The organism is Streptomyces sp. NPDC029139, from assembly GCF_055564335.1.
In genome coordinates this window covers 294,941-315,898 of record NZ_JBVHWN010000007.1, presented here as the reverse complement: position 1 = coordinate 315,898, position 20,958 = coordinate 294,941, and the positions used below count along the sequence as shown (strand labels likewise).

The window sequence follows — 20,958 nt, the reverse complement described above, 5'->3', positions numbered from 1 at the left end:
TCAGCTCTTCTCGAAGCGGAAACCGACGCCCCGCACCGTGGCGATGTAGCGCGGGTTCGCCGCGTCGTCGCCGAGCTTCTTGCGGAGCCAGGAGATGTGCATGTCGAGGGTCTTGGTCGACGACCACCAGGTGGTGTCCCAGACCTCGCGCATCAGCTGGTCGCGGGTGACGACCCGGCCCGCGTCGCGGACGAGGACCCGGAGCAGGTCGAACTCCTTCGCCGTGAGCTGCAGCTCCTCGTCGCCCATCCAGGCGCGGTGCGACTCGACGTCGATCCGGACCCCGTGCGTCGCGGGGGCGACGGCCGGCTCGGTGGCGCCGCGCCGGAGCAGGGCCCGGACGCGGGCGAGGAGCTCGGCGAGGCGGAAGGGCTTGGTGACGTAGTCGTCGGCGCCCGCATCGAGCCCGACGACGGTGTCGACCTCGTCGGCGCGGGCGGTCAGGACCAGGATCGGAACCGTGTGGCCCTCGGAGCGCAGCCGCCGGGCGACCTCCAGGCCGTCCATGCCCGGCAGCCCCAGATCGAGCACGACGAGGTCGACCCCGCCCTTGAGTCCGGCGTCGAGAGCGGTCGGTCCGTCCTCCCGCACCTCGACCTCGTATCCCTCTCTCCGCAGCGCACGGGCCAGCGGTTCCGAGATGGATGCGTCGTCCTCGGCGAGCAGTACACGGGTCATGGGGTGATGGTAGTCCGCACGGGGGACGGCCCGGGGCATGATCCACAGGGTCCCGGGCTACCCTGGGGATCACGGTGGCCAACCTGCACATGACCTTGGAATGAGTCGTGTTGGTTCCTATGTCACCTGTGATCCATCTCTCAAGTCCTTCCATATCCGGCACTGTCGTGTCGTATGGTGGCGAGACGTCTGTTGCGGTAAACGGGGACCTTTGGCGGGCTTTGAGCGCCAAGGTCCTCTTTTCTGCGCGAGGTCGGCTCCGCCGGCCTCGAGGACGGCGAACGACCTGTGGGCCGGGTTCCGTGGCGCGATACAGCGCCCCGGGGCGTGGATCCCGGCGGGGTGCGACCACTCCCACCGGTGCCGGCCTCCCCCACCGGGCGCACCACGCTCACAAGGCGCGCGTCCCGACAGAGCAAGGATCGACATGGCGTCCAGCCTGACGACGGCTTCGGCCGGAACCCCGGGTTCCGAGAAGACGTTCTTCGGCCACCCCCGCGGCCTGGCCACTCTCTTCATGACCGAGATGTGGGAGCGCTTCTCCTACTACGGCATGCGGGCCCTTCTGGTGCTGTACCTGGTCTCCGGCGGCGTGGACGCCGCTACGGGCAGCCAGGGCGGCGGTCTCGCGATGACCGCGGCGACGGCGACGGCGATCTACTCCGTCTACGTCTCGATGGTCTACCTCATGGCCATGCCCGGCGGCTGGTTCGGCGACCGTGTCTGGGGCGCCCGCAAGACGGTCACGATAGCGGCCTCCGTGATCATGCTCGGCCACGTCTCGCTGGCCCTCCCGGGCCAGGCGATGTTCTTCGTCGGCCTCGCGCTCGTCGCGGTCGGCTCCGGCCTGCTCAAGGCCAACATCTCGACCATGGTCGGCCACCTCTACAAGGACGCGGACGACCCGCGTCGTGACGGTGGCTTCACGATCTTCTACATCGGCATCAACCTGGGCGCGTTCCTCGCGCCCCTGGTGATCGGCACCGTCGGTGAGAAGGTCAACTGGCACCTCGGCTTCGCCCTCGCCGCCGTCGGCATGGGCTTGGGCCTCGCCGTCTTCCTGGCCTTCGGCAAGACGCTGAACCCGAAGAGCAACGAGGTCCCGAACCCGCTGTCCGCCGAGGAGCGCAACGCCGTCATCACCAAGGCCGCCGTCGTCACCGTCGCGATCGCCGCGTTCTACGGTGTCGTCGTCGCCCTGGGCATGTACACCCTGAACTGGGCGATGGTCCCCATCACCCTCGCCGGCCTGATCATCCCGGTCGCCGTCCTCGCCCGCATCAAGCGTGACAAGGACCTGAGCGCCGGCGAGAAGTCCCGGGTGACCGGCTACATCTGGTTCTTCGTCGCCGCCGCCATCTTCTGGATGATCTACGACCAGGGTGGCTCGACCCTCTCCCTGTTCGCCGACGACAAGACGGCCGACACCATCTTCGGCCTGGGCTTCCCCGCCACCTGGTACCAGTCGCTGAACCCGCTGTACGTCATGGCGCTGGCCCCGGTCTTCGCCTGGCTGTGGCTGTGGCTGGCCCGCAAGAACCAGGAGCCGAACACCATCGTGAAGTTCGCGATGGGTCTGGTCCTCGTCGGTGCTTCCTTCTTCGTCTTCATCGTCCCGATGAACATGGCGGGTGACGGCACCCTGGTCTCCCCGATGTGGCTCGTCTCGATCTACATGATCCAGACCATCGGTGAGCTGTGCCTCTCCCCCGTGGGCCTCTCCGTCACGACGAAGATGGCGCCGCAGAAGTACGCGTCCCAGATGATGGGTGTCTGGTTCCTCGCGGTCACCGCCGGTGACTGCACCACGGGTCTGCTCTCGCTGGCCGGGGTGGATCTCAACGGCACGGGCATCATCGCGCTGCAGGCCGCCCTGGCGGTCGCCGCCGGATTCGCGATCTACATGTACCGCAAGAAGGTCCAGGGCCTCATGGGCAGCGTCCACTGACGCCTGGCTCCGTACATGCCTGAGGGCCGCCGCACCGGTTTCGGTGCGGCGGCCCTCAGCCGTTTCGCGGGGGTACGGACACGCCGGGTCAGCGCCGCAGCCGCGCCCACGGCGTGAAGGTGAACACCGCGCCGCCGAGGAGGATCACCGTGCCGGCGACCAGGGCGAGCGCGCGCAGGGCGCCGTCGTCCTCGGCGCCGGTCTCGGCGAGGCCGCCGCCGGAGCCGGCCGAACCGCCCGAGCCGCCCGCGCCGCCGCCGGATGTCGAGCCGCCGCCGCTCGCACCGCCCTCCTGCTTGGTCGTGTCGAGCTCCAGGGACGCCTGAACCGCGCCCTTGACCTGGCAGGGGATCACGATCGGCGAGCCGCCGAGCGAGACGTTGATGGTCAGGGCGCCGGGGCTGAGCGTGGCCTTGCCGCTCGCGCCGGGCTTGTACGTGCCCTTCATGTCCGGCAGGTCGACCGGCTTGCCCTGCTCCAGCGGGGCGGCGTTCGCCGGGCCCTCGACCTTGACCGTCCCGCTGTCGGCGCCGCCGAGCCTGACCGCCATGGAGGGCTTGAGCGCTCCGGCGGGAAGCGGGGCGGGGCTGTCCATGACGCCCTTGGCGGTCTTGACCGTGAGGTCGTAGCTGCCGCCGTTCCTCTTGGCGTTGATGGTGACCTTCGAGGTGATGTTCGCCGGGCCGGGCGACTGGCAGGAGAACTGGACCGCGACCTCCTTGCCCGCGAAGTCCGTCTGCCCGCCACCGCCTCCGGACGTGCCGCCGGAGGTGCCGCCGCCCGAGGTGCTCGTCGAGCCTCCCGACGTACTCGTACCGCCGGACGAGCCACCGGACGAGCTGCCGCCCCCGCCCGCCGAGACCTTGATCGTCGCGCCGACCGCCGGCGCCTCCTTCGGCGAGCACTTCGTGTCCGTCGACATCGGCTTCGAGACGTTGATGGTGTACTTGTCCGGCGTCAGCGTGATCTCGCCCGCCTTCTCCAGCTTCAGCTTGCCCTTCATGTCGGGCAGCACCATCGGGCTGTTCTTCGGGATCGGCGGGTTCTGCCGCGGCCCCTCCATGGTGAGGGTGCCGCTCGCCGCTCCGCCGAGCTTGACGACGCCGGTCGGCTTCACCGTGTCCTTCTCCAGGTCGAGGACGTCGGGGTTCTTCGACGCGGCCTCCACGGTCTTCCAGACGACCTCGATCTCGTCACCGACCTTCGCCTCCGCGGGAGCCGTGATCCGCACCTTGGTGGTCCCCTGCACCGGTGGCATACCGGAGATGGACGGCGGAATGCACTCGGTCCTGTACGAGACGTCGGCGGCCTGAGCGGGGCTGGCGGCCAGCATGATCCCCGCGCCGCCGAGCATCAGCGCGACTCCTGCCGCGCTCATCCTCCGTTGCGTGCTCACTGGTGTCCCTTCGTCGTCGGGCTGATCTCTGACGGTGCGGACGGTGCGGAGTCCGGGGTGAACCACGGCAGGACCGTGGTCGTGGTGGTGCTTTCGTCCCGCTCGGGGGCGGGCCGGGGTTGGGGTGTACGTACGAGAGCGCGGCGGCGGTGACCGGGGCGGGACCGGGCGGCGCCGCCCGGCCGGACGCGGTCCACCACCGCCATGCCGATCCGGAACAGCGCGGCGGGGACGACCACGGCGAGCAACAGCCAGAACAGCGTCACGCCCCAGGGCCGGCCGACGCCCCACGGCTGGTCGACCAGGACCTTGCCGGCGTACTTCACCGACACCTCGTAGTCGCCGTGCGCGCCCGCAGTCAGCTCGACGGGCAGCCTGACCTGCGCCTTTCTGCCGGGCTCGATCGTGCCCCGCCACTGGCGCTCCTCGTACCGCGGCGAGAAGACGCCGTGGCTCGTGCCCACCTGGAAGACCGGGTCCTTGACGGGCGTCTGGCCGAGGTTGCCGACGGTGAGGACGATCTCGCGCCGGGCGGGTGCGCCGAACCAGACCAGGACGCCGCTGGAGCCGTCGAGGCGTACGGAGGCGAGGACGGCGAGCCTGCCCTCGCCGGTGGCCTCGGGCAGCGGGGCGGTCGGGTGGCCGGCGACCGTGAAGGCCACGTCCACGACGTCCTGCTGTCCGGTGACCCCGGCCACGTGCACCACGCAGGGGCAGGGCTTGGGCGGCTCGGCCACCGGCATCTTCTGGCTGAAGGCGCCCCTGGCGTCGACCGTGGCGGCCCGGCCGAGGGTGTTGGCGCAGGAGTTGGTGCCGCCGATCACGCCCGTGCCAGGCGCCGACTGCCCGCAGATCAGCAGCATCAGCAGGGCGCCGGGCTTCCACCCGGCCCCGCTCACCGTGATCTCGCCGCCCTTGGCGCCCTCGGCCTGCGACAGCTCCACCGTGGGCCGGGGCGCGTCGGCCCGGGCGACGAGCGGGAGGAGGACGAGCACGCACGCCGCGAGCAGCATCCCGGCCAGCGCCGCGCCCGCCCGTCGTCGGCCCCGGGACGCCATGAGGGCCGGGGAGTGGGCGTGGGACGCCGGCGCGCCGGGCCCCGTCGTGCACCGAGCGCTCCGCTGAGCCGGCCGCCCCGTACCGCTCGTCCTCATCGGTCCGCTCCCGCCGTCACGTCCGTCATGTCCGCCATGTCCGTCGCCTGGGGCTTCTCCACGGGGATTCCGTGCCCTCCCACGGCCACGGGCACGGCCACGGCCCGGGCGCGGCGTCTCCGGGCGGCCGCGAGAGCGCCCGCGCCCGCCGCCGCGAGCAGGACCCCCGCCGCGGCGGCGACCGCGCCCCGGGACACGAACACCCGCTCGGCGCGGGCCGTCGCGGCCGGGGCGCCGGGGGCCGTGGCCCGCAGGTGGAGCGTGACCGCGTCGAGAGCGGGCGGGTCGGGCCAGGGTTCGGTACGGGTGATCCGCTCGCCGGGCCGCAGGGTGAGCGGCAGGGCCCGAGCCGCGCGGTCGGTGACCGTCCCGAGGACGCCTTCGGCGCGGAGGGCCAGGCTCGGTGCGAGCACGGTGGTACCGCGGTTGACCAGGGTGTAGTGCACGGTGCCCGAGCCGTCGAGGCGTACCTTCTCGACGGTGAGCGCCGCGAGGCTCGGCCCGCTCACCCGGAGGTGCACCGGAACCCGCACCGCGCGCCCGCCCGCCTCGGCGCTCACCGTTCCCCGGTGCTCCCCGGGCGCGGTGTCCGCCGTGACGGTGACGGCGAAGGGCACGTCCGCGCGGGTCCGCGCCGGTACCGTCACCGTCCGCGCGGCGAAGGCGAGCGGGGCGCCCTGCCCGCTGAGCCGTACCGTGAGCGGCTTCGGGCCCGGATTGGTGACGGAGAGGGTGTCCTCCAGGACGTTGCCGGCCGTGCCCTCCAGGTAGACGTACGGACGCCCTTCGGCCGCGCCCGCCGTCCATCCCGGCGGCGGGGGCGCGGCCGCCACCACGCCGAGCAGGACGGCCACCCACGCCCCCCGCATCAGCGCGCCGTGCGCCGCGTGAGCCAGAGCACTCCGGCCGCGCCGGACAGCAGCACCGTGCCGCCGAGGGTGCCGAGCGCCGTCGCGGAGTCGAGCGGTCCGGTCTTCGGCAGCTCACCGCCGCCGGTGTCCCGCGTCTCCCCCGAGGACCCGCCGCCGGCCGTCACGTCCAGTTCGAGGGACGGCTTCGGGTTGTTCTTCGGGGTGCAGACGGCCGCGTCCATGCCGAGGGCATGCACGGTGAGCTGCCCGGCCGTGAAGGTGACCTTGCCGCTCTTGCTCGGCGTGTACGTGCCGGTCAACTTACCGATCTTGATGGGGGTGTTGGGCGGGATGGCCGCCGTGTTCGGGGTGCCCTTGACCTTGAGGGTGCCCTCGTCGGCCCCGCCGAGCCTGAGCTCGGCGCGCGGGGTCATGACGCCTTTGGGCAGTTCGATGGGGCTGTCGGAGACGCCCTTCTCGAAGGACATGGTGACCGTGTAGGCGTTGCCGCTCCTGACGGCCGTGATGTCGACGGGCGAGACCGCGGCCTTGGGGCCGATCTTCGTCTCGCACGCGTAGTTCACGTCGACGACGGCGGCCTGCGCCGCGGGGGCGGAGACCAGCACCGCCGAGCCCGCCGCCGCCGCTGCCGCTGCCGCTGCCAGCGCGAAAGCTGTTCTCCTCCGGTACGGCACGTCCAAGCACCCCTCACCGCGAAGTTACTGACGGCTTATCAGATTGGGCGTCAAGGTACGCCTGGGGCGTTGTGGAGGGAAGACAAAAGGAGGACCGAAGTGCGCGCCCGTCCCCGGGCGCCACCACGGTCCTCGCACGCGCGCACGACGCGCGTGGGGCACGGCCTAGGCGGGAGCGGCCAGCTCGGCCCAGACCGTCTTGCCGGGTGCGCCCGGCCTGCGCTCGATTCCCCAGTCCAGACAGAGCCGCTGCACGATGAACATGCCGTGCCCGCCGGGCCGCCCGGCCCGGTGCGGGGTGCGCGGCGCGGGCTGCCCGGCGCCGAGGTCGGTGACCTCCAGGCGCAGCACCCCGGCCCGGCGCAGCACGCGCAGTGCCTCGGGGCCCTCCGCGTGCAGGCAGGCGTTCGTCACCAGCTCGGAGACGACGAGCAGGACGTCCTCGGCGGCCGCCCTGGCGTCGGCGGAGGTGGCGGGAAGCCAGCCCCAGTCGTAGAGGGCCGTCCGCGTGAAATCGCGAGCGAGCGGGACGGTGCCGCTGGTGGCGCCCAGCGCGAGCGTGCGTACGTCGAGACCGACGGCCCCCGCGACGGGGCCCACCGACTCCTCGACCTCCCTGCCACCGGCAGCAGTGTCCATCAGCGCTTCACCTCACCGATTCAACCGAGACAACCGACTCAACGGAATCAACCGAAAAAACCGAATCAACCGATTCACCAGACAACGGACCAAACCGGGACTCTCCTGCCCGGTCATTCCCTGACGACACCCGCCACTCGGGGCGACACCCGCCACTCAGTCGGGCAGGGCCGCCGCGAGCGACGGGTGCACGGTGAAGACGACGTCCGCACCGGTGATCTCGAAGACCCGGGCCACGACAGGCCGCATCCCCGCCAGGTGAACCCCTCCCCCGGCGGCGTCGGCCCTCAGTCTGGCCCCCAGGAGCACGTTGAGTCCGGTGGAGTCGCAGAAGTCGAGGCGTGAGCAGTCGACGACAAGCCGTGACCGGCCGGCGTCCAGCGCTTCGTCGAGTGGCGCACGCAACACGTCCGCCGTGTGGTGATCGAGCTCACCCACCGGAGTGAGGACCTCGCTCGCCCCAACGGTGCGGACCTCGACCCGCAGCCTCCCCGGCTGCGTGCTGCCCGTGTTCTGGCGGTCCATTCCCGTGCCTCTTCTCGCTCTCGCGGATGCCCGTTGACGTGCCTCGAACCATACAAGCGAGACGTCGCCGCGTGCACATGAACTCCACCACAAACCCACACAGAACGGACAATGGGTACTTGCGACAAGCCCTGTTCAGCAGGTAGGGCTAGTAAGGAACATTCGAAACGGCCGGCTTTGGAGGCGCCGCAAACCGCAGCAGGAAGAAACGATGGAGGAGACCATGTCACCCCGGCTCGACGCCCCGCGTACCCACGACGCGCCGTCGGCAGCAACTCCGCCCCCCACCCTCTACCTTCCCGAACACCTTCCCGGAGAACTGTCCGCAAACCTTCCGGAGATCGGTCCTTTCGACCAGGTCGACCCGCTCGACGCGCGAGCGCTGTCGAAGACGCTGTTCGCCCGGCTCGACTCGCTCGAGGAGGGCACGCACGAGTACGCGTACGTCCGCAACACCCTGGTCGAGCTGAACCTCGCCCTGGTGAAGTTCGCGGCCTCCCGGTTCCGCTCCCGCAGCGAGCCGATGGAAGACATCATCCAGGTCGGCACGATCGGTCTCATCAAGGCCATCGACCGCTTCGAGCTGTCCCGCGGCGTCGAGTTCCCCACCTTCGCGATGCCGACGATCGTCGGCGAGATCAAGCGCTTCTTCCGCGACACCTCGTGGTCCGTGCGCGTGCCGCGCCGGCTCCAGGAACTCCGCCTCGACCTCGCCAAGGCCGGTGACGAACTGGCCCAGCGGCTCGACCGCGCGCCGACCGTCGCCGAACTCGCCGACGCGCTCGGCCTGAGCCGCGACGAGGTCGTCGAGGGCATGGCCGCCAGCAACGCCTACACGGCGAGCTCGCTGGACGCCCAGCCCGACGAGGACGACGGCGAGGGCGCGCTCGCGGACCGGATCGGTTACGAGGACCACGGGATCGAGGGAATCGAGTACGTCGAGTCCCTCAAGCCGATGATCGCCTCGCTGCCGCCCCGCGACCGACGCATCCTCTCCCTCCGCTTCGTCGCCGGCATGACCCAGTCGGAGATCGGCGAGGAGCTGGGCATCTCCCAGATGCACGTCTCCCGGCTGCTCTCCCGGACGCTGGGCAGGCTGCGCAAGGGGCTGACCCTGGAGGAGTGACCTCCGCCCGAACGCCCCGCGCGGCCCGCGCCGGGCATTGCGCATGACGCGTGGCGCGTGAGGCGTGAGGCGTGAGGCGTGAGGCGTGGCGAATGACGCGTGGAAAGGGCCCGTCCGAACCCGGACGGGCCCTTCCGCGTGACCGATGGACCCCGGAACGGGACGCGTCAGGCGGGACGGGACACGTCAGGCGGGACGAACGCGTCGGCCCAGGGCCTCGTGGACGGCCGCCTCGGCGTGGATACGGGTGGTGGGGAAGACGGCCACGGGACTGTCCTCGGGGCGCACGAGCAGCTCGATCTCGGTGCAGCCGAGGATCACTCCCTCGGCGCCTGCGGCGACGAGCCGCTCGATGACCCGCCGGTACGTGACGCGGGAGGTCTCGCGGACGACCCCGAGGCAGAGCTCCTCGTAGATGATCCGGTGGACGGCGGCGCGGTCGTCGGCGTCGGGAACCAGCACGGTCAGACCGTGGGAGGCGAGCCGGTCGCGGTAGAAGTCCTGCTCCATGGTGAAGGCGGTGCCGAGGAGCCCGACGGTGGTGAGCCCCTGGGCGCGGACGGCGCGCGCGGTGGCGTCCCCGAGGTGGAGAAGGGGCACGGCGACGGCCTCCTCCACCTGGTCGGCGACCTTGTGCATGGTGTTGGTACAGATCAGGAGCAGTTCGGCGCCGGCCGCCTCGAGCCCCTTGGCCGCGTCGGCGAGGACCTGCCCGGCCTTCCGCCACTCTCCGGCGACCTGGAGCCGCTCGATCTCGGAAAAGTCGACGGAGTGCAGGACGCAGCGGGCGGAGTGCAGTCCGCCGAGGCGTTCACGGACGAGTTCGTTGAGGAGACGGTAGTACTCGGCGCTGGACTCCCAGCTCATGCCGCCGATGAGGCCGATGGTCTTCATGTCGGCCACGCTAGGACGCGCGGCGAGCCGGACGCGACGGATCCGGCCCGCCTGGACGCCGCTGTGGTGCGGGTGGCGGTGGGCGGTCAGTCCAGCGTCTGCGTGATCTCGCTGCGAGTCGGGGTGTGGACGAGCCGGGCGCGCGCCCCGTTGACGAGGGGCATGTACGGGGGAACGTGACCGCACTCGACGTCGGCGACAATCGGCACGTTCAGGGGCCCGAGCGCCTCCCGGACCGCTTGGTACTGGGTGAGGGAGGGGCGGTCGGGCGCCGAAGTCCGGCCGACGAGCACCGCGTTGGCGTGGTCGAAGAAGCCGGCCATCCGCATCCCGTGCAGGTTCCGGCAGATGGCGAAGGCGTCGCCGTCCACCGCTTCGACGTACACGAGGAGCCCTTCCGGTGCCTCGGCCCGCGCGAAGGCGGAGGTGTCGAGGTAGCCGGTGCCGGTGAGGTTGCACAGGGTCTCGATGCACCCCCCGATCAACCGCCCCTCGATCTCCAGGCCCTCCGCGTCACTGTCCCTCCCGTTGTCCCTGGCGTCGTCGCTGTTCCTGGCGTCGTCGCTGCCGTTGCCGCCGTCCAGCCGGGTCCATCTGCCGGGCGTGTCGAGCGTGAACTCACCGGCCTCGGGGTGCAGGCGGTAGTCGTCCCAGCCGGAGGCGCGGTGGCGCTCCGGCGGGATCTGCGTGAACGGCCGCCCGTGCGGCGCCGAGACGATGTCGAGCCAGGAGAGCAGGCCCTCGGGCGCCCGGTACGGGGTGTCCATGAGGTTGTTGCCGTGCACGGTCGCGATCCCGGTGAGCAGGGTCATCGGGGTCATGAGGGTCGACATGTCCGAGTAGCCGACGAGCCAGGTCGGTTCGGCCTCCCGCAACCGCTGCCAGTCGAGCAGCGGCAGCAGGTCGATGGCCGTCTCCCCGCCCCACGGCGGCACCACGGCCCGGATGCCGGGGTCCGTCATCATCGCCATGAACTCCCGGGCCCGCTCCGGGGCGGGGGCGCCGACATGACCGGCACCGTCCATGCAGGACCCGAGGACCACCTCGTACCCCCGCGCCTCGACGCGGCGGATCGCCACCTCCAGGCGCTCGCGCAACTCCTTCGGGACGCCACTCGATGGGGAGGTGACGCCGATGCGGTCACCGGGACGGAGCGGGCGCGGGTATCGAACGGACATGCGCCGCATTCTGGCACGGCGCGATCACGGAGCGGGGCCTCGCGCCCGGTATTCCGGTGCGCCGCGCCGGAGGGGCCGATTAGCCTCCGCACCATGCCTGTTGAGATGAACGACACCGTACGCGGCCTGCTCGACGTCCCGCTCCCGGCGGTCCTGGCGACCCTGAACCCCGACGGCGGTCCGCAGAGTTCGGTGGTCTGGGTGAGCCGGGACGGCGACGAACTGCTGATCTCCACCCAGCAGGGGCGGCGCAAGGAGCGGAACATACACCGTGACCCACGCGTCGGCCTGACCGTCTTCGACCCCGCCGACCCGGACCTCTACGTCGAGATCCGCGGCACGGCCACCGTCACCGAGGACCCCGGTCGCGCGGTGGCCGTCCGCATCGCCGAGGAGTACCTGGGTCCGGGCGGCGGCAAGGAGTACCTGGAGGCTCCGCCGGAGGACGTCCGGGTGGTCCTCCGCGTCACCCCGACCAAGATCCTCGGAAGCGCCGCCAGGGCGGCTTAGGCCGCCTGCGCCTCGGGCCTGCGCCGGCCTTCGTGGGCGGAGCCGACGGTCATGGCCCGCCGGGCGCCGCCGCCCGGGACACCAGTTCCCGCATCACGGTGAGCGGCGACGACGGGTTGGCAGCGCCGGGCGGCCGGGGTTCGAGCGTCAAGGCCGCCCGTAGGCCCGGGCGAGTGTCTCCACGGTGGCCGCCATGGCCCGGCGCAGTTCGGGCGGTGCGACGACCAGGACGTCCGCGCCGAGCCGGAGCAGCTCGCCCCGGGCGTGCTCGGTGCTCTCGGTGGGGATGACCGCCTCGACCCATCCGTCGTCGCCGACGGGGGTGGCGGTGGAGTCGACGGCCCGGACCACCTCCGGAGGGAGGTTGTCGGGCAGCCGCCGGCGGCCCGCCGGGGACAGCCGGACGGTGGCCGTGCCGGTGTAGCGGCGCGCGTGGAAGTCCGCGAGGTAGGAGGTCCAGTACGCGCCCAGGTCGAAGTCCTGCGGCCGGTCGAACCGTTCCTCGCCCAGGGTCGCGTCGAGGACCTGGGTGACGCGGTAGGTCGCGGTCCCCTGCTCCGTGGCGGCCACGACGTACCAGGTGCCGGATTTGAGGACCAGGCCGTACGGGCGGAGGCGGCGCCGCACTTCCTGCGGGGCGCGCCAGCGGCGGTAGCGCACATCCACCGCGCGCCGCGTGAGCACGGCGTCGACGAACAGCGGGAGATGTGGCGTGTCTTCGGGTTCCCGGTACCAGCCGGGGGCGTCCAGGTGGAAGACGGCCGCGACCCGCGACGCCTCTTCGGCCAGCGCCGTCGGCAGGGCGGCGAGCAGCTTCAGCCGGGCGGCGGTCACCTCGGCCGAGAGCCCCAGATCGGCGGCGGGCCCGGGCAGGCCGGCGAGGAACAGGGCGCGTGCCTCGCCCTCGCTCATCCCGGTCAGCCGGGTGCGGTAGCCGTCGAGCAGCTGGTAGCCGCCTCCACGGCCCGGCTCGGCGTAGACCGGGACTCCCGCGCTCTGCAGGCGTCCCAGGTCGCGGTATGCGGTGCGCACGGACACGTTCAGTTCGTCGGCGATCGCCTGCGCGGAGAGGCGGCCCCGCGATTGCAGCAGCAGGAGAACCGAGAGCAGTCGACTCGCGGGCATGCGCGCATTCTCTCCGGAAACCCTGACAGGACCTGTCACGGGGTTCTCCTATCGTCGGCCGGGACGTTCCCCCGCGATGCACCGAACAGGAGTCCCGCTGTGTCCAGCGACATCGTCGGCCCGCCGCCGCCTGCCGTGATCGAGCTCCGCCGGTACACGCTGCGTCCCGGCCGGCGCGACGAGCTCATCGAACTCTTCGACCGGGAGTTCGTGGAGACGCAGGAGGAGGTGGGGATGAGCCTGCTCGGCCAGTTCCGGGATCTCGGTGATCCGGACCGCTTCGTCTGGCTGCGCGGTTTCCCGGACATGGAGGTGCGCCATCGCGCGCTCACGGCCTTCTACGGAGGTCCTGTCTGGGCCGCGCACGGGCCGGCGGCGAACGACACCATGATCGACTCGGACGATGTCCTCCTGCTGCGCCCGGTGACGTCCAAAAGCGGCTTCGCGGTGGCGCCCCCGGCCGCTCGTCCCCCGGTCGGGACGCCGCCGCCGGACCGCTTCGTGGCCGCCACCGTCTGGTCCTTCCCGCCCGGCCGGAACGACGGCATCGCACTGATCCGGGACGGCCTGCTGCCCGTCCTCGAGAGGACGGGCCCCGCCCCTCTCGCCTTCCTGACCACCGAGACCGCGGCCAACACGTTCTCCAGGCTGCCGGTCCGCACCGGCGAGAACGTCGCCGTGCTCTTCACCACGTACGCGGACGAGAACGCCCACCGCCGCCACCTGGCCGCCCTGGAGGCCGACTCCCGGGCGCGGGAGGCGATCCTGCCGGCCATCGCCCGGGAACAGACGGCGGCCCCTCAGACCCTCCGTCTGACCCCGACCGGCCGCTCCCTCATCTCCTGACGCTCGTGGAGGACGACCGGATCTCCGTCCCGCCCTCCCTCTCGCCCTCCGTCCCGCCCTCCGTCTCGTCGCCCTCCAGCGCCTCCGCGCGGGCCTTCAGCGCCTCCGCCTCGTCGTCCCAGTCGGGTCCGTGCAGGATGAGGTTCATGGCCGCCGCGCGCAGCACGGCCGGGTCGTCGGGACGTTGGAGGCAGGCGAGGCGGTGGGCGAGGTTGCGGGCCCAGACCGACATCAGGCCGTCGGCCAGCTGCGGGGACTGGTCCTCCAGCATCGCCACGATCTCGTCCGCGTCCGCGAACGTGAGGCGTTCGAGGAAGTGGCTGAGGTCGGCGTCGGTGCTCGCCGCAGGGTTCCAGGGGCGGTCCTCCCGTGGCCAGAGGCCGCGGGCGAGGTCGGTCAGGCTCGTCACGCGTCCGATCACACCACGCGGGCTCCCCGGCGCCACACCTCCGCCATCAGCGGGACGCCCGGACGGTAGGCCAGGTGTACGTGGGACGGTGCGTCCAGGATCGCGAGGTCGGCGGTGGCGCCCGGGGAGAGGCGGCCGACGTCCGCGCGGCGCAGGGCCGCCGCGCCGCCCGCCGTGGCGGACCAGAGCGCCTCGTCCGGGGTCATGCCCATGTCCCGTACCGCGAGCGCGACGCAGAACGGCACGGAGGACGTGAAGGACGAACCCGGGTTGCAGTCCGTCGACAGGGCCACCGTCACGCCCGCGTCCAGCAGGCGGCGGGCGTTCGGCCACTCGGCGCGGGTGGAGAACTCCGCGCCCGGCAGGAGCGTCGCGACCGTGGCGCCCGAGGCGAGCGCGTCGACGTCGGCGTCCGTGAGGTGCGTGCAGTGGTCGGCGCTGGCCGCGTCCAGCTCCACGGCGAGCTGGACACCGGGGCCGTACGAGAGCTGGTTGGCATGGACGCGCGGGCGCAGGCCCTTCGCCTTGCCGGCGGTGAGGATCGCGCGCGCCTGGTCCCCGTCGAACGCCCCCTTCTCGCAGAAGACGTCGACCCAACGGGCGTACGGGGCACAGGCTTCGAGCATGTCGCCGGTGACCAGCTCCACGTACCCCGCCGGGTCGTCCGCGTAGTCCGGGGACACGATGTGCGCGCCGAGGAACGTCACCTCGTCGGTGTGGGCGGCGGCGATGCGCAGGGCGCGGGCCTCGTCCTCGACCGTGAGGCCGTAGCCGGACTTGGTCTCGAAGGTGGTCGTGCCCTGGCGGAGCGCTTCCGCCATGTACCGGGCCACGTTCGCGGACAGCGCCTCGTCGGAGGCCGCGCGCGTCGCCGCGACCGTCGTGCGGATGCCGCCCGCCTTGTACGCCTGGCCGGACATCCGCGCGTTGAACTCCGCCGTGCGGTCGCCCGCGAAGACGAGGTGGGAATGGGAGTCCACGAAACCGGGGATCACCGCGCGTCCGCCGGCGTCGACCCGGTTGTCAGTGGCGGGTGCTTTTCTTGATTCACCGACCCAGACGACACGGTCGCCGTCGATGACGACGGCCGCGTCCTGGATCAGGCCCAGGGGGGTTCCATCACCGAGGGAGGGGTCATTGGTGACCAGGCTGGCGATGTTGACGATGGCGGTGGCGGGCGTCGCCACGGCGCTGTTCGCGCTCGTGGGGGCGGAGATCGCCGCCGGGTTGTTCCTCGCCGCGGGGCCCGTGTTCATGGTGAGAGGTGTCTCCTTCAGCCGGTTCGGCCGGGTCGGCCGGTTCAGGCGGGTCAGCCGGTTCGGGCAGGTCGGCCCGGTCAGCCGCGCAGGGCGGCGATCGAGTCCGCGAGGGCTTGGGGCGCGTCGGGCACGGTCTGGTGGACCCCGTCCCGTACGACGTGCCGGCCGCCCACGACCGTGTGCCGCACGTCCGCCGCGGACGCTGCGAATACCGCCGTCTCGGCTGCCAGACGCGGCACCGGTCCCGCTGTCCTGACGGAGTCCAGGGCGATCGTGGTGAAGTCGGCGAGCGCGCCCGGCTCCAGGGTGCCCGCCTCGGCCCAGCCGAGGGCCGCGTGGCCGTCGGCGGTGGCCGCCCGGAGCAGCGCGGCGGCGGTCCAGTGGCCGCGCGTGCGGGAGCGCAGGCGCTCGTTCAGCTCCATCGCGCGGGCCTCCTCCAGGAGGTCGATCACCGCGTGGCTGTCGCTGCCCAGGGAGAGCGGGGAGCCCGCCCGCTGGAGGGCGACGGCGGGGCCGATGCCGTCCGCGAGGTCGCGTTCGGTGGTCGGGCACATGCAGGTGCCGGTGGTGGAGGAGCCGATCAGCGCGATGTCCGCGTCCGTGAGGTGGGTGTTGTGGACACCCGTCGTCAGCGGGCCGAGGACGCCGTGGTCCGCGAGGAGCTGGGTGGGGGTGCGGCCGTGGGCGGCGAGGCAGGCGTCGTTCTCGGCGGTCTGCTCCGAGAGGTGGACGTGCAGGGGGGCGCCCCGCTCGTGCGACCAGCTCGCGACGGTCGCCAGTTGGCCGGCCGGGACGGCCCGTACGGAGTGGATCGCGGCCCCGATGCGTACGGTCTCGCTCTCCTTGAGCGACGAGACGCGCTCCGCCCAGGCGTCGGCCGTGCCGTCGGAGAAGCGGAGCTGGTGCCGGTCGGGGGCGGCGCCGAAGCCGGAGGAGAGGTAGGCCGTGTCGAGGAGGGTGATCCGGATGCCGGCCTCGGCGGCGGCCGCCACGAGCGCCTCGCCCATCGCGTTGGGGTCGGCGTAGGGGGTGCCGCCCGGGGCGTGGTGGAGGTAGTGGAACTCGCCGACGGCCGTGATCCCGGCGAGCGCCATCTCGGCGTACACCGCGCGCGCGAGGGCGTGGTACGTCTCCGGGGTCAGCCGGGAGGCGACCTGGTACATCACCTCGCGCCAGGTCCAGAAGGTGCCGGAGCCGACCTGGACCGTGCCGCGCAGGGCGCGGTGGAAGGCGTGGGAGTGGGCGTTGGCCAGGCCGGGGATCGTCAGGCCGCGCAGGACGGTGGCGCCGGGCGGCGGGGCGTCGACGCCCGTCCGGGTGGCGGTGATACGGCCGTCGGACACGTCGACGGCCACGCCCGGCTCGACGTTCGTGCCGAGCCAGGCGTGCTCCAGCCAGTACGTCACCTGCACGCGAGACCCTCCAGTACGTCGGCGAGTGCGAGGACCCCGGCCACGCAGTCGTCCTCGGCCGCGAACTCGGCCGGGGAGTGCGAGACGCCCGTGGGGTTCCGTACGAACAGCATGGCGGTCGGGATCGACTCGGACAAAATACCCGCGTCGTGGCCCGCGCCGGTGCCGAGGACCGGGGTCTTCTCCCCCAGGATCCCGGCCAGCTCGTCCCGGAGCGTGTGCGCGAACTCGACGACCGGGGTGAAGGATTCCCGTACGACCGCGAGGTCGATGCCGTGGCGGGTCGCGTAGTCGCGGGCGGCGGTCTCGACGCCCTCCGTGACGGTGTCCAGGGCCGTCTGGTCGGCGGCGCGGGCGTCGAGCCAGCCGCGGACGAGGGAGGGGATGGCGTTGACACCGTTCGGTTCGACGGAGATCTTGCCGAAGGTGGCGACGGCGCCCGCGAGTTCGGCCTCGCGGCGGGCGGCGAGGACGGTCTCGGCGTACGTCAGCATCGGATCGCGGCGGTCGACGAGCCGGGTGGTGCCGGCGTGGTTGGCCTCGCCGGCGAAGTCGTACCGCCAGCGGCCGTGCGGCCAGATCGCGGACGCGATGCCGACGGAGTCGCCGGTCAGGTCCAGGGCGCGGCCCTGCTCGACGTGGAGCTCGACGAAGGCGCCGACGCGGGCGAGGCGCTCGGGGTCGGGGCCGATGGCCTCCGGGTCGTACCCGGCGGCCTCCATCGCCCGCGGGAGGCTGATGCCCTCCGAGTCGCGGAGCTCGTGAGCCTGCTCCCGCGTCAGCCGGCCGGCGGTGAGACGGGAGCCGACGCAGGCGAGCCCGAAGCGGGCGCCCTCCTCGTCACCGAAGTTGGTGATGGCGAGGGGGCGCCTGAACTGGACGCCGCGCGCCCGCAGTTCGTCGAGCGCGGCGAAGGCGGACACGACGCCGAGGGGGCCGTCGTAGGCCCCGCCGTCGGGCACGGAGTCCAGGTGCGAGCCGGTGACGACCGCGTCACCGGCGGCGGGGTCGCCGAGCCAGGCCCACTGGTTGCCGTTGCGGTCGACCTCGTAGTTCAGGCGGCGGGCCTCGGCCTGCATCCGGAACCAGAGCCGGCAGTCGGCGTCGGCTCCGGTCCAGGCGTAGCGGCGGTAGCCGCCGGAGGCGGCGCTGCGGCCGATGGGCCGCAGCGACCGCCACATGGCGTGGAAGGTCTCGCTCACGCGGAGCCGTCCTCGCGCATCGGTACCCGTACGCCCTTCTCGTCGGCGACCGATTCCGCGATGTCGTAGCCCGCGTCGACGTGGCGGATGACGCCCATGCCCGGGTCGTTCGTCAGCACACGGCGGATCTTCTCGCCGGCCAGCTTCGTGCCGTCGGCCACGGAGACCTGGCCGGCGTGGATGGAACGGCCCATGCCGACGCCACCGCCGTGGTGCAGCGAGACCCAGGAGGCGCCGGAGGCGACGTTGACCATGGCGTTGAGGAGCGGCCAGTCGGCGATCGCGTCGGAGCCGTCGAGCATCGCCTCGGTCTCGCGGTACGGGGAGGCCACCGAGCCGCAGTCGAGGTGGTCACGGCCGATCGCCAGCGGGGCCGCGAGCTCGCCCGAGGCCACCATGTCGTTGAAGCGCTCGCCCGCCTTGTCCCGCTCGCCGTAGCCGAGCCAGCAGATGCGGGCCGGCAGGCCCTGGAAGTGGACGCGCTCGCCGGCCATCTTGATCCAGCGGTGGAGGGACTCGTTCTCCGGGAAGAGCTCCAGCATCGCCTTGTCGGTCTTGTGGATGTCGGAGGCCTCGCCGGAGAGGGCCGCCCAGCGGAACGGGCCCTTGCCCTCGCAGAAGAGCGGGCGGATGTACGCCGGTACGAAGCCGGGGAAGGCAAAGGCACGGTCGTAGCCGGCCAGCTGGGCCTCGCCGCGGATCGAGTTGCCGTAGTCGAAGACCTCGGCGCCCGCGTCCATGAATCCGACCATGGCCTCGACGTGCCGGGCCATCGATTCACGGGCGCGGGTGGTGAAGCCCGCCGGGTCCTTGGCCGCGTAGGTCGCCATGTCGTCGAAGTCGACGCCGACCGGCAGGTAGGAGAGCGGGTCGTGGGCCGAGGTCTGGTCGGTCACGATGTCGATCGGGGCGCCCTCGGCGAGCATCCGCGGCAGCAGTTCGGCGGCGTTGCCGAGCAGGCCGATGGAGAGAGGCCGGCGCGCGTCCCGCGCCTCGGTCGCCAGCGCGAGCGCGTGGGCGAGGTTGTCGGCTCTGACGTCGAGGTAGCGGTGCTCGATGCGGCGCTCGATGGCGCGCGGGTCGACGTCGATGCAGATCGCGACGCCGTCGTTCATCGTCACGGCCAGCGGCTGGGCACCGCCCATGCCACCGAGGCCGGCGGTCAGGGTGATCGTGCCGGCCAGGGTCCCGCCGAACTTCTTCGCGGCGACGGCGGCGAAGGTCTCGTAGGTGCCCTGGAGGATGCCCTGGGTGCCGATGTAGATCCACGAGCCGGCCGTCATCTGGCCGTACATGGTCAGACCCAGCTGCTCCAGGCGACGGAACTCCTCCCAGGTCGCCCAGTCGCCGACCAGGTTGGAGTTGGCGATGAGGACGCGCGGGGCCCACTCGTGCGTCTGCATGACGCCGACCGGGCGGCCGGACTGGACGAGCATGGTCTCGTCCTGCTTGAGGGTGCGCAGGGTGCGGACCATGGCGTCGAAGGAGCGCCAGTCGCGCGCGGCCTTGCCGGTGCCGCCGTAGACGACGAGCTTGTCGGGGTGCTCCGCGACCTCGGGGTCGAGGTTGTTCTGGAGCATCCGGAGGGCGGCCTCCTGCTGCCATCCCAGGGCGCTCAGTTCCGTACCGCGCGGGGCCCGTACGGGGCGGGGTCCTGACATGGGGCAGCCTCCTCCTATGTGAATCAGTTATTCACATCCTGACCTGCTGAATACTTGTAGTCAACAGCTGCGGCGCCACCCGTCCCGGTGGTCCTATGGATCCATGGCTTCCCACCACGCCGGCGCCCGTCGCGATCGAGCCGTCCGTGCCGCCGTCGAGCAAGGCATCCTCTCCCCCACCGACCCCTCCGGGCAGATCGTCGCCCTGCTGGACACCGCCGGCATCCGCGCCTCGGCCGCCGCCCTCGTCTCCGCCTTCGCCGCCGTCACCGACGCCCCCGTCCTGCACGCCTTCGCCGTGAAGGCGTGCCCTCTCGTGCCCGTGCTGCGCCTGCTGGACGACTGCGGACTCGGCGCCGAGGTCGCCAGCCCCGGCGAGCTGGCCCTTGCCCGCGCGGCCGGCGTCCCGCCGTCCCGTACCGTGCTGGACTCGCCCGCCAAGACTCCCGCCGAGCTGCGCCAGGCTCTTGCCCTCGGGATCGCCGTCAACGCCGACAACGTGCAGGAACTGGCCAGGATCGACGCCCTCGTCGCCTCCGCGCCGACCGCGAGCCCGATCGGGCTGCGGGTCAACCCGCAGATCGGGGCGGGCGCGATCGGCGCGCTCTCCACGGCGACCGCCACGTCCAAGTTCGGGGTGGCGCTGCGCGACGAGGGTGCCAGGCAAGCCGTCGTCCAGGCGTATCTGGACCGGCCCTGGATGCGACGGCTGCACACGCACAGCGGCTCGCAGGGCATTCCGCTCGCCCTCATGGCGGAGGGGGTCGCGGCGGCCCACGAACTGGCGGAGGAGATCAACGCCAAGGCCGGCCGGCAGCAGATCGACACCGTCGACATCGGCGGCGGACTGCCGGTGAACTTCGCCTCCGACGAGGAGACGCCGACCTACGCGGAGTACGCCGGGCTGCTCGCCGCTACGGCCCCGGGCCTGCTCGACGGCCGCTACGGGCTCGTCACCGAGTTCGGGCGCTCCCTGCTCGCCAAGCACGGCACGATCCTGGCCCGCGTCGAGTACACGAAGACCTCGGGGTCCCGCCCGATCGCGGTCACCCACGCGGGCGTCCAGGTGGCCACCCGTACCGTCTACGACCCGGTCTCCTGGCCGCTGCGCGTCCTCGCGTACGACTCCGAGGGCCGGCCGCGAGGCGGGGAGGAGGTCGTCCAGGACGTCGCGGGGCCCGCCTGCTTCTCGGGCGACATGCTCACCACGGCGCGCCCGCTTCCGCTGCTGCGGCCGGACGACATCGTCGCGGTGCCGGACACGGGCGCGTACTACTTCGCCCACCACTACGCGTACAACAGCCTGCCCCGGCCCGCGATCCACGGTTTCACCGCGGACGAGGAGGGCGGGATCGCCTTCTCGGCCGTACGGGAGGCGCAGAGCCTCGACGAGATCGTCGCGGAGGCGGGCGGGGACCGGCCGGACGCCCTGCTGCCGTAGGCCGTGTCC

General features: G+C 72.2%; 20 protein-coding genes. 5 read left to right on the top strand and 15 right to left on the bottom strand.

Features of this window, described 5'->3' with window-relative positions:
* On the bottom strand, positions 1-678 hold the full coding sequence (locus tag ACZ4VW_RS19045; RefSeq protein ID WP_467963736.1) for a response regulator transcription factor: 678 nt from the start codon (positions 676-678) through the stop codon (positions 1-3).
* A gap of 427 nt (positions 679-1,105) precedes the next feature.
* On the opposite strand from ACZ4VW_RS19045, the gene ACZ4VW_RS19040 reads away from it, so the two are divergent.
* The gene (locus ACZ4VW_RS19040; RefSeq protein ID WP_467963734.1) at positions 1,106-2,626 is read left to right on the top strand and encodes a peptide MFS transporter; all 1,521 of its coding nucleotides are present in this window, start codon (positions 1,106-1,108) and stop codon (positions 2,624-2,626) included.
* Between the two features lie 88 nt (positions 2,627-2,714).
* Here ACZ4VW_RS19040 and ACZ4VW_RS19035 read toward each other — a convergent pair whose 3' ends face one another.
* The 6 genes from ACZ4VW_RS19035 to ACZ4VW_RS19010 all read right to left on the bottom strand — a co-directional run bounded on the left by ACZ4VW_RS19035 (position 2,715) and on the right by ACZ4VW_RS19010 (position 7,886).
* Complete coding sequence (locus ACZ4VW_RS19035) at positions 2,715-4,004, bottom strand: hypothetical protein (RefSeq protein WP_467963732.1); 1,290 nt, start codon at positions 4,002-4,004, stop codon at positions 2,715-2,717.
* A gap of 14 nt (positions 4,005-4,018) precedes the next feature.
* Positions 4,019-5,080 (bottom strand): hypothetical protein, encoded by a 1,062-nt coding sequence (locus ACZ4VW_RS19030; RefSeq protein WP_467963730.1) that lies wholly within the window; start codon positions 5,078-5,080, stop codon positions 4,019-4,021.
* 92 nt (positions 5,081-5,172) lie between these two features.
* Positions 5,173-6,030 (bottom strand): COG1470 family protein, encoded by an 858-nt coding sequence (locus tag ACZ4VW_RS19025; RefSeq protein ID WP_467963728.1) that lies wholly within the window; start codon positions 6,028-6,030, stop codon positions 5,173-5,175.
* 14 nt (positions 6,031-6,044) lie between these two features.
* Positions 6,045-6,722, bottom strand: a complete 678-nt coding sequence (locus tag ACZ4VW_RS19020) for a peptidase (RefSeq protein ID WP_467963819.1) — start codon at positions 6,720-6,722, stop codon at positions 6,045-6,047.
* Between the two features lie 165 nt (positions 6,723-6,887).
* Positions 6,888-7,361, bottom strand: a complete 474-nt coding sequence (locus tag ACZ4VW_RS19015) for an ATP-binding protein (RefSeq protein ID WP_467963726.1) — start codon at positions 7,359-7,361, stop codon at positions 6,888-6,890.
* A gap of 156 nt (positions 7,362-7,517) precedes the next feature.
* Positions 7,518-7,886 carry an STAS domain-containing protein gene (locus ACZ4VW_RS19010; RefSeq protein WP_467963724.1) on the bottom strand — a complete coding sequence of 123 codons (369 nt, stop codon included), beginning with the start codon at positions 7,884-7,886 and terminating at the stop codon, positions 7,518-7,520.
* A 211-nt stretch (positions 7,887-8,097) separates the two neighbouring features.
* On the opposite strand from ACZ4VW_RS19010, the gene ACZ4VW_RS19005 reads away from it, so the two are divergent.
* Complete coding sequence (locus tag ACZ4VW_RS19005) at positions 8,098-9,012, top strand: RNA polymerase sigma factor SigF (protein WP_467963722.1); 915 nt, start codon at positions 8,098-8,100, stop codon at positions 9,010-9,012.
* A gap of 186 nt (positions 9,013-9,198) precedes the next feature.
* On the opposite strand, the gene ACZ4VW_RS19000 is transcribed toward ACZ4VW_RS19005, so the two are convergent.
* Positions 9,199-9,906: an aspartate/glutamate racemase family protein gene (locus tag ACZ4VW_RS19000; RefSeq protein WP_467963720.1), complete on the bottom strand. Its 708-nt coding sequence runs from the start codon at positions 9,904-9,906 to the stop codon at positions 9,199-9,201.
* 86 nt (positions 9,907-9,992) lie between these two features.
* Positions 9,993-11,084, bottom strand: coding sequence for a S66 family peptidase (locus tag ACZ4VW_RS18995; protein WP_467963718.1), 1,092 nt, complete (start codon positions 11,082-11,084; stop codon positions 9,993-9,995).
* 93 nt (positions 11,085-11,177) lie between these two features.
* Here ACZ4VW_RS18995 and ACZ4VW_RS18990 point away from each other — a divergent pair, with 93 nt between their 5' ends.
* Positions 11,178-11,594, top strand: a complete 417-nt coding sequence (locus ACZ4VW_RS18990) for a PPOX class F420-dependent oxidoreductase (protein WP_467963716.1) — start codon at positions 11,178-11,180, stop codon at positions 11,592-11,594.
* A 147-nt stretch (positions 11,595-11,741) separates the two neighbouring features.
* On the opposite strand, the gene ACZ4VW_RS18985 is transcribed toward ACZ4VW_RS18990, so the two are convergent.
* Positions 11,742-12,719: a helix-turn-helix transcriptional regulator gene (locus tag ACZ4VW_RS18985; protein ID WP_467963714.1), complete on the bottom strand. Its 978-nt coding sequence runs from the start codon at positions 12,717-12,719 to the stop codon at positions 11,742-11,744.
* Positions 12,720-12,818: 99 nt separating this feature from the next.
* On the opposite strand from ACZ4VW_RS18985, the gene ACZ4VW_RS18980 reads away from it, so the two are divergent.
* A complete protein-coding gene (locus ACZ4VW_RS18980) occupies positions 12,819-13,565 on the top strand; it encodes an NIPSNAP family protein (protein ID WP_467963712.1) in 747 nt (248 codons plus the stop codon).
* Here ACZ4VW_RS18980 and ACZ4VW_RS18975 read toward each other — a convergent pair.
* The 5 genes from ACZ4VW_RS18975 to hutU all read right to left on the bottom strand — a co-directional run bounded on the left by ACZ4VW_RS18975 (position 13,555) and on the right by hutU (position 19,508).
* Complete coding sequence (locus tag ACZ4VW_RS18975) at positions 13,555-13,974, bottom strand: hypothetical protein (protein ID WP_467963710.1); 420 nt, start codon at positions 13,972-13,974, stop codon at positions 13,555-13,557. The genes ACZ4VW_RS18980 and ACZ4VW_RS18975 overlap by 11 nt on opposite strands.
* Before the next feature lie 8 nt (positions 13,975-13,982).
* On the bottom strand, positions 13,983-15,230 hold the full coding sequence (gene hutI / locus ACZ4VW_RS18970; protein ID WP_467963708.1) for an imidazolonepropionase: 1,248 nt from the start codon (positions 15,228-15,230) through the stop codon (positions 13,983-13,985).
* An 80-nt stretch (positions 15,231-15,310) separates the two neighbouring features.
* On the bottom strand, positions 15,311-16,645 hold the full coding sequence (locus tag ACZ4VW_RS18965) for a formimidoylglutamate deiminase (protein ID WP_467963706.1): 1,335 nt from the start codon (positions 16,643-16,645) through the stop codon (positions 15,311-15,313).
* Positions 16,636-17,826 carry an allantoate amidohydrolase gene (locus tag ACZ4VW_RS18960; protein ID WP_467963818.1) on the bottom strand — a complete coding sequence of 397 codons (1,191 nt, stop codon included), beginning with the start codon at positions 17,824-17,826 and terminating at the stop codon, positions 16,636-16,638. Before ACZ4VW_RS18960 ends, ACZ4VW_RS18965 begins: the two co-directional genes overlap by 10 nt.
* 17 nt (positions 17,827-17,843) lie before the next feature.
* Positions 17,844-19,508 carry a urocanate hydratase gene (gene hutU, locus ACZ4VW_RS18955; protein WP_467963704.1) on the bottom strand — a complete coding sequence of 555 codons (1,665 nt, stop codon included), beginning with the start codon at positions 19,506-19,508 and terminating at the stop codon, positions 17,844-17,846.
* A gap of 103 nt (positions 19,509-19,611) precedes the next feature.
* On the opposite strand from hutU, the gene ACZ4VW_RS18950 reads away from it, so the two are divergent.
* The gene (locus tag ACZ4VW_RS18950; protein WP_467963702.1) at positions 19,612-20,949 is read left to right on the top strand and encodes a type III PLP-dependent enzyme domain-containing protein; all 1,338 of its coding nucleotides are present in this window, start codon (positions 19,612-19,614) and stop codon (positions 20,947-20,949) included.
* Positions 20,950-20,958 lie beyond the last annotated feature (9 nt).

What these genes read in the sequence shown, in the direction of transcription:
- ACZ4VW_RS19045 (WP_467963736.1), bottom strand. Translation starts at nt 678, where the DNA reads ATGACCCGTGTACTGCTCGCCGAGGACGACGCATCCATCTCGGAACCG.
- ACZ4VW_RS19040 (WP_467963734.1), top strand. Translation starts at nt 1,106, where the DNA reads ATGGCGTCCAGCCTGACGACGGCTTCGGCCGGAACCCCGGGTTCCGAG.
- ACZ4VW_RS19035 (WP_467963732.1), bottom strand. Translation starts at nt 4,004, where the DNA reads ATGAGCGCGGCAGGAGTCGCGCTGATGCTCGGCGGCGCGGGGATCATG.
- ACZ4VW_RS19030 (WP_467963730.1), bottom strand. Translation starts at nt 5,080, where the DNA reads ATGGCGTCCCGGGGCCGACGACGGGCGGGCGCGGCGCTGGCCGGGATG.
- ACZ4VW_RS19015 (WP_467963726.1), bottom strand. Translation starts at nt 7,361, where the DNA reads ATGGACACTGCTGCCGGTGGCAGGGAGGTCGAGGAGTCGGTGGGCCCC.
- ACZ4VW_RS19010 (WP_467963724.1), bottom strand. Translation starts at nt 7,886, where the DNA reads ATGGACCGCCAGAACACGGGCAGCACGCAGCCGGGGAGGCTGCGGGTC.
- ACZ4VW_RS19005 (WP_467963722.1), top strand. Translation starts at nt 8,098, where the DNA reads ATGGAGGAGACCATGTCACCCCGGCTCGACGCCCCGCGTACCCACGAC.
- ACZ4VW_RS19000 (WP_467963720.1), bottom strand. Translation starts at nt 9,906, where the DNA reads ATGAAGACCATCGGCCTCATCGGCGGCATGAGCTGGGAGTCCAGCGCC.
- ACZ4VW_RS18995 (WP_467963718.1), bottom strand. Translation starts at nt 11,084, where the DNA reads ATGTCCGTTCGATACCCGCGCCCGCTCCGTCCCGGTGACCGCATCGGC.
- ACZ4VW_RS18990 (WP_467963716.1), top strand. Translation starts at nt 11,178, where the DNA reads ATGCCTGTTGAGATGAACGACACCGTACGCGGCCTGCTCGACGTCCCG.
- ACZ4VW_RS18985 (WP_467963714.1), bottom strand. Translation starts at nt 12,719, where the DNA reads ATGCCCGCGAGTCGACTGCTCTCGGTTCTCCTGCTGCTGCAATCGCGG.
- hutI (WP_467963708.1), bottom strand. Translation starts at nt 15,230, where the DNA reads ATGAACACGGGCCCCGCGGCGAGGAACAACCCGGCGGCGATCTCCGCC.
- ACZ4VW_RS18960 (WP_467963818.1), bottom strand. Translation starts at nt 17,826, where the DNA reads ATGTGGCGGTCGCTGCGGCCCATCGGCCGCAGCGCCGCCTCCGGCGGC.
- hutU (WP_467963704.1), bottom strand. Translation starts at nt 19,508, where the DNA reads ATGTCAGGACCCCGCCCCGTACGGGCCCCGCGCGGTACGGAACTGAGC.
- ACZ4VW_RS18950 (WP_467963702.1), top strand. Translation starts at nt 19,612, where the DNA reads ATGGCTTCCCACCACGCCGGCGCCCGTCGCGATCGAGCCGTCCGTGCC.